Source organism: Acinetobacter sp. TG2027, assembly GCF_000302435.1.
Classification (GTDB): Bacteria; Pseudomonadota; Gammaproteobacteria; order Pseudomonadales; family Moraxellaceae; genus Acinetobacter; species Acinetobacter pittii.
This window is the reverse complement of sequence record NZ_AMJN01000035.1, coordinates 128,921-142,805: the sequence shown is the minus strand read 5'-3', so window position 1 is coordinate 142,805 and position 13,885 is coordinate 128,921. Positions and strand designations below refer to the sequence as shown.

The window sequence follows — 13,885 nt, the reverse complement described above, 5'->3', positions numbered from 1 at the left end:
AAATGATGGCTTTTTTTATGTGGCTTGGATGGTTCTAAATAAGAACTTTGATCGTCTTTTTCTTCCAGATAAATTGATAATACAAGCCTTGAATAATACATAAACTCACAAATGCCAAGGCATAGGCAACCCAAATGCCTTTAAGTCCCCACATTGAGCTAAACCAGTAAGCGCATGGAATTTCAATAAATAAAATGGCAGAGATGTTAATCAGCATTGGAACAGTCACGGTACCGCTCGCACGCATGATAGATGCAAAAATGGCACCTGCACCAAAGAATAAAATCGCCCAAAGTACAATAAATAAAAGCTGTTGACCTAACACCACCACAGTTGGGTCGGTAATAAACAAAGCCATTAAATATTTTGAAAATAGATAACCAAGTGCAATTAAGGCACCTGTAAATAAAAAGTTCATTCCCAGAGCCGTACGGGTTACTCGCGCTAATAGATCTGATTTACCCGCACCAATCGCTTGCGCTGCAAAAATTGAGGCTGCGATGGAGATCGAAATCGCTGGAAACTGAATATAGTTGAGCACCTGATTCACTGCACCATACGCTGCTGTAGCATGTGAACCATAATGGTTAACCAACCCAACAATAACTAAACCCGCCATTGAGGTTGTAATCATTTGAATACCCGTTGGGACGCCTAAGCGTAAAATGATTTTGCTCAGTTCTGGATTATGACGGATATGTTGCAGAAGTTGACGATTCGGGCGAAGTGAATGATTTTTCTTATTTAGATAAATCGCGAGAAAAATTAATATTGCGATATAACTAATAATTGATGCTATAGCAGGAGCAATAATCCCTAGGGCAGGAAAGCCAAAATAACCTTTGAGAAGAATTGGTGTAATAATTACACCGATGACACTGGTTAAAGCGAGGGCCAGTAAAGGGGTCGTACTGTCTCCCACACCACGTAAAATTGAGGTATAGATAATATAAACGAACAGAAGTGGACTACCCGCCAACATCCATTGTACATAAGGCAAAGCAAGATGCATTACCTTGGGATCTGTACCTAAAAGCTCCAAAATATCATGGGCGAAAAACACACCAAGAATCGCGGTAATAATTCCACCAATGATGGTCATAAACAGGGTAGAACCAACTACACTTTGGACTTTTTCTATATTTTGCGCACCCCATGCTTGCCCTACTAAAACAGTAGTACCCGTTGAAATCCCGATAATAAAAGCGAGTAGCAAAAATAAGATAGGGAAATATACAGAAACTGCCGCAATTGCATCTACTCCCATCATTTGACCAACAAAGATGGTATTAATAGTTCCCGACAAGTTCTGCAAAATATTGGTTGCAATCAAGGGTAGCAAGAAAACAAAAAATGTTTTCCATAGATTTTGCTGTTGAATTAAGGACTGTCTTGGTGGCATGTGTTCTCCATCGCCCATCTCTTTGATGAGCGGGGCGGATATTCAACTTAGCATAGTTGGAGCGAATGACTTGTAGTATTTTTACAGTGCTAAGTGGCTAAATTTATTAACATTGATTCAAAATTTCTCCTGCTTTTTGCAGAGTCTCATCATTTTTAGCAAAGCAGAATCGAATCAAGCGTAAAGACTCAGGCGCTTGCTGGTAGAAAACCGAAACTGGAATTGCCACAATCTTGTGTTGCTCGGCAAGAAACTGGCACATTTCTACATTGTTTAAGTCAGGTCTAATTTGACTGTAATCAAGGTTTTGGAAATAAGTACCTTGAGAAGGTTTTAGTAAAAAACGACTATTGTGAATTGCCTGATTAAATCGATCTCTTTTCGTTTGGTAAAACTGAGAAAGCTCTTGAATATGTTCTGGATGTTGCTCCATATATTGCGCTAGCGCAATCTGACAAGGAGTCGTGCCACAGAAATTCGCATATTGATAAATCTGGCGGAATAAACGCATTAGCTCAGGTGAAGCGACGCAGTAACCCGTTTTCCATCCCGTCACATGAAAGGTTTTTCCAAAAGAACCAATCACAAAACTACGCTCTCTGAGCTCTGGAAAATGCAATGCGCTAAAGTGTTGTTGACCATCAAAAACTAAGTGTTCATAGACCTCATCGGATAAAATCAAAATATTTTTATCTTGAATCAGTTCAATGAGTTCTAACCAGTCTTGTTTTGCCCAGATCGTACCTGTTGGATTATGGGGCGTATTCACCACAATCATACGGGTTTTGTCATTAATCAAATCTTTAACTTGTTGCCAGTTCACCTTAAAGTCAGGTGCTTGCAAGGCAATATGAACCGCTTTGCCGCCTGCTAACTCGACAGAAGGGCCATAGCTATCATAACTTGGGTCAAAAATAATGACTTCATCACCTGCATTGATGCAGGCTTGTATGGCACAAAAAATTGCAATGGTTGCGCCGGGAGTAATCGTGATTTGAGTAACAGGATCAAGTTGAATTTGATCACGCTGCTGAAATTGTAAAGCGAGTTGCTCGCGTAAACCGAGAATACCATCGCCAGGCGGGTACTGATTATGTCCAGCTAAAGTCGCCTGAGATAAAGCTTCCAGTAAGGCTTGTGGCGCCGGAAAATCTGGAAAGCCTTGTGATAGGTTGAGAGCACCTAAACGATGTGCCATTGCCGTCATGGTACTAAAAATAGTCACGCCTTGAGTGGCCAATTTTGACTGTAGCTGAAGCATATTGTTCTCTTATTAAAAATATTTAAAGTTATAAAATTGACTCAATCACTGCCCGAATTACACCGAGTGTCAAACCAATAAATGCACCCACTACAACACCATTTACTCGGATCATATGCAAGTCGCCACCGACTTCATTTTCAATTTTCCCGATCATTTCACGTGAATCCCATTCATGAATGCGTTCACTCACATAGCGTATGATTTTATGGCTATATTGATCCGTAAAATTCATGGCAAGTCCTGTCATTTCTTTGTTGAGAACTTCACGTACTTTTACATTTTGAACAAGGTTTTCACCGAGCTGCTGAATCGCAGCTCGCAGGTTCATTGCAATGCCAGAGTCTTCTTTCATTAAATCTTCTTTAATGGCATCACACAAAATGGTGACAGCACCACTAATAAAATTTAGAACTTGAGGACTATCAAGGAGCGCATCTTTACCGCTGTTAAGGCGTTGACTGGCAACACTATCGGGTTTCGCTAGCTCTAGCATGAGTGTGTGTGCAATCGTTTCAATTTCTTGTCGCCATGGGTGTTCATGGTCGGCCAGCATCGATTCTACTTTTTCAACGAGTGAGTCGATTGTACGTTGTTGAACATCAATTCCAATCCAGCTTGCACCTCTTGCAAGTGACCAGACGCCCAGTGCTTTAAACATTTTTCGGGTTAATTCACGGGTTTTATCTGGGTTTTGTACCACCCACTCATGGGCAATATCTAGACCACGTTGTAAAACATCTTGGTGGAAATCATTTTCCAAGACTGCACGTAGCATTTCACTGGCGAGTTTGTTGACTTGGGTATTACGTACCCATTGCACGCTGTTGTTTTGTACGAAATTAGCAATTTGCTCTTGGCTCACAAATTCAAAAATTTTCGGTACAGTTTGCTGAATGAGCTGCACCACTTGCGTATTGTTTTGCGGACTTGCCAACCATTGACCAATTGCGAGGCTTAAGTCAGTTTTTTCTAAGCTTCTTTCGACCACTTGAGGCGAAAGAAAATTTTCCTGTACAAAACGGCCCATTGACTCTGCAATGCGTGCCTTGTTACGCGGAATAATCTCGGTATGGTCCCGTAAAAACTTAGGAATCGGTAACTTACCAAAAGGGTTCCGAAACAGAACTGTAATCGCGTACCAATCGGCTAGACCACCAACTACGCCTGCTTCGGCCCCTAGCATCAAAATATGAATAAAACCTGTGTATTCTGGCAGAAAACGGTCGGCTACCATCAGTGCAATCCACAGCACAACGACGATGATCAGCGCTAGGGTAGCAAAATATTTACTACGTTTAAGACTGGGCACGTGGTGAACTTCTTCTGCCATGCTCATAAATTTATCCTATTCATTTTTGTTTTACTGGAGGCTCGGGTGGTGGCAACAGCGCTCCTGTCGGACTCAATCCATATTTTTGTCCGATTGATTTCAAGATCAAGGTTGCATCAAAAGCGTCTTGAGGAGCTTGCTTTTGATCCCGATAACATTCAATAGTATACGACACTTGAACAGGGTCGATATTGACCACTTGTGGGAAATCATAGAACGGATCATGCCAGAAACCCGGATAGCGACGACCATAGCCATAAGGATAAAAGCTTGGAGCAGATGGATAAACCACAGCCTGACGTGGTGGTTTCTGACTTTGGTTACTTGGGTCATTCAGTACTTTAAAAAAGCGGAAACCTTTTTGTACGGTCGTTTGCGCTGATTTTACCAAAGTGATTTCTTCAGCTGCACCGTAACTCATATTCGGATCGGCTTGAAAACTAATACGAAACGTTTGTGCATTTAAAGGGTATGCGGAAAACTGACCAAGTTGATCAAAGGTTTTTGGTTTACTTGGAGTCGTTGCACAAGCAGTTAAGGTTAAGGCAGTGCCTAATGCTAAACAAAGAGAGAGATATTTCATGGTGAACTCCCAGCTGAGCATTAAAACAAAGATGACTCAGCATTAAAAAATAGAAAAGTCTTAAAAACTACTGTTCGGTTCTAATAAAAATTCGGTTTCCTCTGGTGTTGAGACACGTCCAAGGATGGCATTGCGATGAGGATAGCGTCCAAAGCGATCAATAATGACTTTATGCTTTTTCTCAAAGCTTAAGTTAATTTCATTGCCAAGACGTTGAAATAGTTTCAAGGCAAACTCATGAATCAATTTTGATTCACTATGCATAAACGGCATATATAAAAAAGAGCGTTGCTCTGGATTAAGCTGTGCATCGAGTTGCAAACTAATTGCTTCTTGTGCCAAAGCTAATGCCAAGCTGTCATAGGCAAAAGATTGGGGCTGATCACGATAGATATTGCGAGAAAACTGGTCTAGTACAATAATCTCTGCCAAACGACCTTCTGCTGTTTTTCGCCAAGACCAGAGTTCTGCTTGAGTTGCCTGTCGATGAACATCAGAAAAATTTTCACGGATTTTTTTGTCAAAATCATCACTTTTTGCAAACCAAAGTGAACGGTGTTCAGGAGAAAACCAGAAGTTTAAAATGTCTTGTTCGTTCATGATATTGACAACTCTTTAGCAATTATTCTTCAATAAAATCACAATTCTTTCGTGTCTTAAATAACAAGATTGTGATAAAAATTGCCAAACTGGAATGATGTGATTATATAAGTAACCGTATCATCTCACGATTTTGTATATAGTGATCTTTAATAAGCGAGCAAATGCATGAGTCAACCCACTACACCATCTCAATCAGTTATTCCTGCTTGGGTGGATTCGTCGCTACTACAAGGCATGTTACGTGGAATAGAGCGTGAAAGCCTACGTATGCAAAGTAATGGGTTCTTATCACAAGAGTTACATCCGAAAGCATTAGGTTCAGCTTTAACACATCCAAAAATTACGACTGATTATTCAGAAGCGTTGATGGAGTTTATTACCTCACCTAAGCCAACAATTGAAGAAGCTCTGCATGAGCTCACCGATATTCATGCGGTTGTACATCGTCATTTAGAAAATGGTGAAAAACTCTGGCCACTGTCTATGCCATGTATGTTAGACGACAATGAAGAACGCATTCGTCTAGCGCAATATGGCACTTCTAATATTGGCCGTTTTAAAACACTATATCGCCGTGGGTTAGGAATTCGATATGGTCGTCGTATGCAGACCATTTCAGGGGTGCATTACAACTTATCTTTCCCAGATACCCTTTTTGCTGAGCTACAAGCTCATGAAACTGACGAACAATTAAAATCATTAAGTTTGCAGGATTACCGTAGCCATCGTTATTTTGGCCTTATTCGTAATTTTATTCGTTTAACACCATTGGTCATGTTCTTGGTGGGCGCAAGCCCAACAGTCTGTCGTTGTTTCTTGACCGGACACAAACATCATTTGTTGCCTTTAATCAAAGGTTCATACTATTTACCGTATGCTACAGCACTCCGTATGGGGCGATTGGGCTATCAAAACTCAGCACAAAAAAGCTTAGGTATTCATTACAACAATTTGTCTGGCTATCTGGATGGTTTACAAAAAGCCGTTCATTCTCCTTACCCACCATTTAGCCGTTTAGGGTTAAATGATGCATCTGGTGAGCCATTGCAAATTAATGATCATGTTTTGCAGATTGAGAATGAATATTACAGTCTAGTACGTCCAAAACAGGTGCCTCAAGCAGGTGAAACACCGTCTCAAGCTTTAAAAAATCGAGGCGTGGGCTATGTTGAGTTACGTGCTGTAGATGTAAATCCATACTCGGCAATTGGCGTTGATGAAACGACAGCAGGCTTTCTTGAAGTGTTAGCACTTTATTGTCTGTTAAGTGATAGCCCAGACTTGTTATGTCCTGAACAAGACTTGGTTGAGAAAAATCAGACAGAGGTGGTCAACCGAGGTCGAGCGCCAAACGCAACCATTACAGATTTAACAGGGTCATATCACATCGAAGATTGGGCACGTTTATATATTGCAAAAATGCAAGATTGTGCACAGCTACTCGATCAGACCTATGCAACGGACTTGTATGGTTCAGCTTTGGCGGTTATGCAAGCACGAATTGATGAAGTTGATGAAACTTTATCTGCCCATGTCATTGACGATACGTTAAAGCATGGTGGAACTTGGAGTTTTGGTAGCCACATGGCTCAGTTACATGCTGAAAGTTATGAACAGCACGAGCTTAGTGTGGAAGCTTTGAAACATTTTGAACAGTTGGCTGCGCAATCTTTACAGCAGCAAGAAAAACTTGAGCAAGATACCAAGGTCAGTTTTGATCAATATCTTGAACAATATCGATAATAAAACGAGGTTTTACATGCGATTAAGTTACCGTTTGGTGAGTGGACTACTTGTTTTAGCAAGTATTGTCGGCATGTCTTTTGCGTTGTATCTGGAACATGTAAAAGGTTTAGAGCCATGTCCGCTCTGTATTTTTCAACGTGTTGGCTTAATGGCGATGGGCCTTGTAGCACTCATAGCCTTTTTGCATAACCCAGTTTCCAATGCGGTTAAACGTTTTTATGCATTTTTAGCAGGCATCGCAATTTTATGGTCAGTAGGTGTGGCAGGACGTCATGTCTGGTTGCAACATTTACCACCAGATCAAGTACCAAGCTGTGGCCCAGGTTTAAATTATTTAATTGATGCCTTACCAATGAAAACGGTTTTACAAGAAGTATTGTCGGGTTCAGGTGAATGTGCAGCAATTGATTGGACCTTTTTAGGTCAATCTTTACCAGTTTGGTCATTGGTCTATTTCCTCTTACTATTACTGGTCTGTTTATGGCAGTTATTCCGTTTTTATCCAGTATTTAAGACAACCAAAAAAAGAGCTTAAAGCTCTTTAAAAAAGCCCAACACTATGTTGGGCTTTTTATTGCTTGGGAATAGGTCAAAATATAAAAAAACGAATTAAAAAAAAGCATAATCATGTAGACAGATAGTTCTGTTTTTTATAAAGTGCAGCCGTTTATATATCCTTATGATTATAAAAAAATGCTTTTTAATATCTTTAATGTTTTGGAAAAAATAGGGTTAAGTGCGCAGAAACGTGCCATCCATGTGCAATTTTCTAATGAACTACTCAATAGCCAAGTTTTTTTACAGCGTATAGAAGGCCAACATCAGCTAAATGGGGGATTGGAAGCTGAGTTGATCTGCCTTTCAACGAGTGCCCAAATTGCATTAAAGCAGTTTATAGGTGTGCAAGTTGCTGTTGATCAGGTTACTGATTCTGGACAATTATTCCGAACTACAGGAATTGTAACAGAAGCGAGTTATGGCCAGAGTGACGGTGCTTTAACGCTTTATAAACTCACCTTAAAAGACGCGACAAACTTATGGCACAAGCGCCGTAATAGTCGTGTTTTTATGAATAAAAGCATTATTGAAGTCACGGAAGTTTTATTTAAAGAATGGCAAGAAAAAAGTCAGCTATTTGCGACAAGTTTAAGTCTTGATCTTAGTGGATTAAGTCAGAGTTATGATATTCGCCCATTTATCATGCAGCACAATGAATCTGATTATGACTTTCTTACACGCTTGTGGCGAAGTGAGGGTGTTAGTTGGCTCATTGATGAATCAGAGCTTTTTGTCCCTCATTTTACTGCACCAATACAGGCTCAAAAACTAAGACTCATTGATGATAATAGCCAGTACCAAGCTTTAGAACGACGCAGTATTCGCTATCACAGAAGTAGTGCGACAGAATATCAAGATAGCATTACAGGTTTTGTTGCGGTGCGGTCTTTACAGCCGACTGCTGTACATGTGCAGCGTTGGCAACCTGATGCTCTAGCACATGAAGAAGGTGTAGGTTCAGTTATCACTACACACTTACATTCAGAGCAATTTGATTCAGCGAGTTTGAGTCTTGAACAAGCATGGCATGTTAGTCCTGCTTGGATGCAAGATTTGAAAGGGGAAGATCAGGCCACTGCTTCAAGTAGTAATCAGCTAGAAAAATTAAATCAGCACTTCACTGACATGTACGCGAGTCGGGCCAAATATTTTAAGGCTTATAGTAGCGTCCGTGATAGTCAAGTCGGCTATTGGTTTAATTTACAGGAGCATCCTGAAATTGATCAGCATGAAGGAGCAGATCAAGAGTTCTTAATCATTGCTAAAAATTTCTATAACCAAAATAACTTACCAAAAGATTTACATCAGCAAGTTAGCCAGTTGTTAACCCAAAGTCGTTGGGATAAACGTGGTTATGATGATATTGAGCGCCAAGGTAATGAGCTGACCCTAATACGCCGTCAAATTAAAACGGCACCTGAATATAATCCAGAACAGCATCGCCCAATTGCTTACCCGCAAAGAGCCAAAGTCGTGGGGCCAGAGGGAGAGACTATTCATGTTGATGAATGGGGGCGCATTAAGGTGCGTTTTCTATTCACCCGTAGTGATGATCATGGGCATGATGGTGGCGCGGGTAGCAATGACAATGATACCGACTCAGCTTGGGTGGATGTACTGACTCCTTGGGCAGGCGAAGGTTATGGAGCACGCTTCTTACCACGTATTGGTGAAGTGGTGGTCATTGACTTCTTTGATGGCAATATTGACCGTCCATTTGTGACTGGACGCATTCATGAAGCACAGCGCTCACCAACCAAGTTCGATGTGAAAGGGCAGCTTCCTGATACTAAAAAACTAAGCGGAATTCGCAGTCAGGAAATCAGTGGTAGTGGCTTTAACCAATTACGCTTTGATGACACAACGGGGCAAATTAGTACCCAATTACAAAGTAGCCATGCAGCAACACAGCTGAATTTGGGTAATTTAAGCCATCCAAAAGAACAAGCGACGAGCCAAGGCCGTGGAGAAGGCTTTGAGCTTAGAACAGATGCTTGGGGAGCTGTGCGTGCAGGTAAAGGGATGCTCATTAGTACCTATGCACAAGAGCAGGCGATTGCAGACCATCTAGAGGCCGCACAAGCACAATCTTTACTTTCACAAGGCTATGAAAGCATGAAAATGCTCAGTGAAGTTGCAGCAAAGCAACAGACTGATGCTTTGAACGTGATTAATCGCCTACCCAAATTCATCCAGTCACTTGAGCTAAAAACTACAGGACAGGCATTAGATAGTACGGTGAATCTATTTAAAGAAGGGATTAATAACGATCCTATTCACGCTTTAAAAGACTGTGGCGGCTTTATTCAAGATATTGGTGCGTTAGGGGGAAATGCAAAAGGCGTTGTAGACGAATTTAATTCTTTTTTTAGCGATGCCAAAGATGCGGTAGAAAACTTAAAAGCATTTATTGAAAATGTTGAAGAGCATGGTGCTGACATCGTTAAAGGAAAACTTGCCAGTATTAAAGACCGCATTCATAAAAATCCATTTGAAAGTATTCAAGAGGTTGGAAAAGTCTTAGCGAATATCGAGACTAAAGACTTTGACATGATGAGTGTATGTGGAACGTTTAGTAAAGGCAGTAAATTGGAAGTATCACCTTCTAAAGCATTAAGTTCTTTGCAAGGCTTTATGGAAGGTTATACCCAAGGTTTAGAAAGTAGTTCCGATATTAAACAGCAAGAACAAGGCAAAATTTTTAGACAAGCCTTGATGTTATTAGCATCGCCAAATGGCATTGCCTTGACGACACCTGAAAATATTATTCTGCAAGCTTCGCAAGATATTGCTGAAAGTGCCAGCGGTTCAATTAATTTAAGTGCACAGAAAAATATCATTGGGCATGCGCAAGACAAAATAAGTTTGTTTGCCGCGCAAAAGGGTTTGCGTGCTTATGCAGCAAAAGGAAAGCTCGAACTACAAGCACAAGACGATGCCATTGAAGCAATTGCTAAAAAGGTCATTAAGCTCATTTCTACGGAAGAAAAAATCGAGCTTACCAGTCCAAAAGAAATTGTTTTAACCGCGGGTGGATCTCAGCTCAAAATTAATGCGGATGGTGTATTTTCAACAACAGGCGGTAAGTTTGAAAGTAAAGCTGGGCAGCACTTGTTTACGAGTGGAGCAACAGTAAATGCTGAGTTGCCGAAAATGCCGGCAACTGGGATGTATAGTATGAGATTTGATTTAAGTCAAATATTTGATACTAAAATATTAAAAAATATGAAATATAAGTTAATTAATCATTCTAAGAAAATTGAAGCTGTATATGAGTTTGAGCAAGAAAGTAGCGCGAGAGTTTACAGCGATTCTGTTGATAATGTAGAACTCGCTTTAGTCCCAGGAGCTTATTTAACAGAAATTAAAGAGCTGATGCTTGGACAGGAAGCTGAATCACTAGATGGTGAGGAGATTGATGGCTGTGGATGTGGAATTGATCATGAGCATACATATAATGATTAGGAGATTGACTGATGTTTAATAAACAAAATATTGTTTGCCTCTTTTTGGTTTTATTTTCACTGAAAAGTTATGCAAAAGAAGATTTTAATCTTATTTCCCAATGTACGGACGAATATGAGACAAGTTGTAATGTGGTTCTAACAGCAAATGGTAAAAAAAATATTTTATTACACGATATAAAATCACCAAGTATTGAAAAAGTTAATGAAGACATCTTTCATGTAGTAAGTTCATGTGGTTCACCTTGTGTAGGACATTACTTTATTGGAAAACATGAGGAAGACTATACTGAGGAGTTGATTAGTTTTGATATTAAGTCTAAATGTATTATAGAAAGTGATAGTCGTAAAAAGAAAATATATGCAAAAAAGATGTTCACTAATAATAAAAGAATTTTAATAGACTTAAGTGAAAAGAAATTCAATATTCTTCCATCAAAATTTAATTATTACAGTGATTTTAGTGAGATGTCTCATTTTGATAATACTGGAGAGCTCAATTTAATTGCAAATGATTATGGTAAAATTCTATTTAAAAAGAAAATCCAAAATCCTTGTGGAAGTAACAGTAAATGAGTTATTCAGAAGAATTTATAAAGTTTGTTGGGACTGTGGCAGGAGAAGCTGGAGGATGCAGTCCAACCACTTGGAAAGTTGTGGCGCACTGTATAAAAAATAGGATTGGTTTTGCAGAGTGGCTTAATGCAAGAAATGTTAGTGATATTTTAAAAAAGAATTTCGATGCTATTACTGATAAAAATCCACCTTTTAAAAAAGCTGTGACAGAAATGTATTCAGGGAATATATCTGATCATACCCAAGATATTATTGAAGCAATATCACCAATTTATCAAGGACTGGAAGAGGATATAACAAATGGAGTTGTATTATATTTTAGCCCTAAAGCTCAAGCAGCTTTACATAAGAAAAATCCAGAAAAATATACTTCACTAGTTCCAGATTTTGCTAAAAGTTCCTTGACTGAAGAAGTAAAAATAAAAGGAACAGAAAATGATGATATGCGTTGGTATAGATATAAAGGTACATCGCGTTTCTATGTTCAATTTGTTGATAGAAGTGCTAATGTACTTGCTAAGTCTAGTGTAAGTATTGGGTACAAGAAAACAAAAGTAGTACCAGCGTTAAGTAATTTAGTTACTGATAATCAAGGTAAAATTAGATCATTTCTTGTGAAAGATGGTTGGGGAGCAAGATTTACTATTGATGGTGTTCAAGCGGTTGATAATAATAATAAAGAAATTTTATTAATTGCTGATGGGAAAAATCATTCTTCGGTTATAGTTGTTGCAAGTGGTCGTAGTGGAATAAAATCTCAAACTGACATACATAACCAACAGACATCACCTAGTCAAAAGCAAGAATCTGTAAAAAAAGACACCAAAGCTGAAGTAAATAATGAAAAAAAAGCAGAAGAGGGTGAGAATAATACTAAACAAAAAAACGTTAATTTTAGTATTAAGATCATAGATAGTGAAAATAAGGTAATACCAAATTTTTCCTATTTTTTAAAATATAAAAATGCTGAAAAGAAGCATAGTGTAGGTACTAATGGTATTGAAAATAATTTAGTAGCGTTAAGTGGTGAGGAGATTACAGTTTTAATTAGTGGGCTGGACTCAAAACAAGAAATTATTCGTTTTACAGCACAAGAGGGGATGGGTGAAAAGATTATAAAGGTTAATTTACATACTTTTAATATCCTGTTCAGACATAGAGATACGAAAAAACCTATAACGAATTTGAATTTAATTCAAAAATATAGAAATCAGATAAAGCAAAAAAAGACTGATGGTAATGGAAAGATAACTGTTAGTGCAATGCCAGGATTCGAACTGAATTATAAATTAAGAGATGAACGGAATTTATTAACTATCAAAGTTGATAAAAATAAATCGCTTCGTGTTATCGATGTTGATTCCTCAGCAATAGAGCAAGCATCAAAAAATATAAAGACAGGGACTAAAGTTGTAGAAATATCTCAATCTAAACAACCAATTCCTTCAGCTAAACATAAGCGACTAGTTGATAAGCCAGTTGAAACTGATGACTCTACCCCTAAGAGAGATGAAAAAGTAAAAACCAGTACAGAAGGCCATCCTAAAACTATTGTTATAGATAATAGTGATATAGAGTTTAAAATTTTAACTTATGACAAAATAACTAAGCAATTAGTTAGTAATTGTGAATATATAATTGAGTATAAAGGAAATAAAAACTCTCATATAAGCGGTGTTAGCGGTCTAGGTACAAAAATACATAAGGGCCAAGCCGGACAAACAATAAAAATATTTGAAAATACTAACCTATTGACTCAAGTAACATTACAAAAAGATATGAAACCTATATCTATTAATGTTACTAAGTCGGATTCATCTCAACTAAAAGTTAGCGGAGTGGATTGGTGTAGCTTGTTCTTACAAAGTAATAGTTTAAGTGATTTAGCTGAGCCTTTCAAAACCAACGCTTCAAAATTTATTAATGGCATGAAAAATGCCGGTATCAGTGTCGTAATTAATACAACTTGGCGTCCATCTGAAAGAAGTTATTTAATGTATTATTCTACAGCGATAGCAAGAGGAGAAATTGCTGTAGATAAAGTACCTCCATTTCCGGGAGTAAATATTGATTGGACACATAAAGGAAATAAAACTGAAGCAATAAAATCAGCAAAAGCAATGTATAAAAAATATGGTATAGGCAAGAATCCAGTAGGTAAACCAGGCTCTTCAAACCATAATAGAAAAAAAGCAGTAGATATGAGAATATCTAATTATATTGGAAAAGTTGTGACTATTGATGGTGAAAGTATAAAAATTACAAGTTGGGCAACATTAACTCAACTAGGCAAAAAATATGGTGTAATTTGGTATGGTAGTAAAGATGCACCTCATTGGTCAGAGACAGGTAGGTAAAA

At 38.5% G+C, this 13,885-nt stretch carries 10 protein-coding genes; 5 read left to right on the top strand and 5 right to left on the bottom strand.

Features of this window, described 5'->3' with window-relative positions; translation table 11 throughout:
- Positions 1-34: 34 nt before the first annotated feature.
- The 5 genes from B806_RS0108190 to B806_RS0108170 form a co-directional block, all read right to left on the bottom strand.
- Entirely contained in the window at positions 35-1,402 is a 1,368-nt protein-coding gene (locus B806_RS0108190; RefSeq protein ID WP_017387596.1) for an MATE family efflux transporter, read from the bottom strand.
- A gap of 106 nt (positions 1,403-1,508) precedes the next feature.
- Complete coding sequence (locus tag B806_RS0108185) at positions 1,509-2,663, bottom strand: pyridoxal phosphate-dependent aminotransferase (RefSeq protein ID WP_017387595.1); 1,155 nt, start codon at positions 2,661-2,663, stop codon at positions 1,509-1,511.
- A 28-nt stretch (positions 2,664-2,691) separates the two neighbouring features.
- On the bottom strand, positions 2,692-4,002 hold the full coding sequence (locus B806_RS0108180) for a DUF445 domain-containing protein (RefSeq protein WP_017402856.1): 1,311 nt from the start codon (positions 4,000-4,002) through the stop codon (positions 2,692-2,694).
- A 13-nt stretch (positions 4,003-4,015) separates the two neighbouring features.
- Positions 4,016-4,579 carry a hypothetical protein gene (locus tag B806_RS0108175; protein WP_002122008.1) on the bottom strand — a complete coding sequence of 188 codons (564 nt, stop codon included), beginning with the start codon at positions 4,577-4,579 and terminating at the stop codon, positions 4,016-4,018.
- A 60-nt stretch (positions 4,580-4,639) separates the two neighbouring features.
- On the bottom strand, positions 4,640-5,179 hold the full coding sequence (locus B806_RS0108170) for a DUF924 family protein (RefSeq protein ID WP_017402855.1): 540 nt from the start codon (positions 5,177-5,179) through the stop codon (positions 4,640-4,642).
- A gap of 168 nt (positions 5,180-5,347) precedes the next feature.
- On the opposite strand from B806_RS0108170, the gene gshA reads away from it, so the two are divergent.
- From gshA to B806_RS0108145, 5 genes are all read left to right on the top strand, one after another.
- A complete protein-coding gene (gene gshA / locus B806_RS0108165) occupies positions 5,348-6,925 on the top strand; it encodes a glutamate--cysteine ligase (protein WP_017402854.1) in 1,578 nt (525 codons plus the stop codon).
- Positions 6,926-6,941: 16 nt separating this feature from the next.
- On the top strand, positions 6,942-7,463 hold the full coding sequence (locus tag B806_RS0108160) for a disulfide bond formation protein B (RefSeq protein ID WP_002121896.1): 522 nt from the start codon (positions 6,942-6,944) through the stop codon (positions 7,461-7,463).
- A gap of 158 nt (positions 7,464-7,621) precedes the next feature.
- Entirely contained in the window at positions 7,622-10,951 is a 3,330-nt protein-coding gene (locus B806_RS0108155) for a type VI secretion system Vgr family protein (protein ID WP_017387591.1), read from the top strand.
- A gap of 11 nt (positions 10,952-10,962) precedes the next feature.
- Positions 10,963-11,526, top strand: a complete 564-nt coding sequence (locus B806_RS0108150) for a hypothetical protein (RefSeq protein ID WP_000482373.1) — start codon at positions 10,963-10,965, stop codon at positions 11,524-11,526.
- A complete protein-coding gene (locus tag B806_RS0108145; RefSeq protein WP_017402853.1) occupies positions 11,523-13,883 on the top strand; it encodes a hypothetical protein in 2,361 nt (786 codons plus the stop codon). The genes B806_RS0108150 and B806_RS0108145 overlap by 4 nt, the downstream gene beginning before the upstream one ends.
- The last annotated feature ends 2 nt before the right edge of the window (positions 13,884-13,885 follow it).

Coding starts and splice junctions, on each gene's coding strand:
- B806_RS0108190 (WP_017387596.1), bottom strand. CDS start 1,402: ATGCCACCAAGACAGTCCTTAATTCAACAGCAAAATCTATGGAAAACA.
- B806_RS0108185 (WP_017387595.1), bottom strand. CDS start 2,663: ATGCTTCAGCTACAGTCAAAATTGGCCACTCAAGGCGTGACTATTTTT.
- B806_RS0108180 (WP_017402856.1), bottom strand. CDS start 4,002: ATGAGCATGGCAGAAGAAGTTCACCACGTGCCCAGTCTTAAACGTAGT.
- B806_RS0108175 (WP_002122008.1), bottom strand. CDS start 4,579: ATGAAATATCTCTCTCTTTGTTTAGCATTAGGCACTGCCTTAACCTTA.
- B806_RS0108170 (WP_017402855.1), bottom strand. CDS start 5,179: ATGAACGAACAAGACATTTTAAACTTCTGGTTTTCTCCTGAACACCGT.
- gshA (WP_017402854.1), top strand. CDS start 5,348: ATGAGTCAACCCACTACACCATCTCAATCAGTTATTCCTGCTTGGGTG.
- B806_RS0108160 (WP_002121896.1), top strand. CDS start 6,942: ATGCGATTAAGTTACCGTTTGGTGAGTGGACTACTTGTTTTAGCAAGT.
- B806_RS0108155 (WP_017387591.1), top strand. CDS start 7,622: ATGCTTTTTAATATCTTTAATGTTTTGGAAAAAATAGGGTTAAGTGCG.
- B806_RS0108150 (WP_000482373.1), top strand. CDS start 10,963: ATGTTTAATAAACAAAATATTGTTTGCCTCTTTTTGGTTTTATTTTCA.
- B806_RS0108145 (WP_017402853.1), top strand. CDS start 11,523: ATGAGTTATTCAGAAGAATTTATAAAGTTTGTTGGGACTGTGGCAGGA.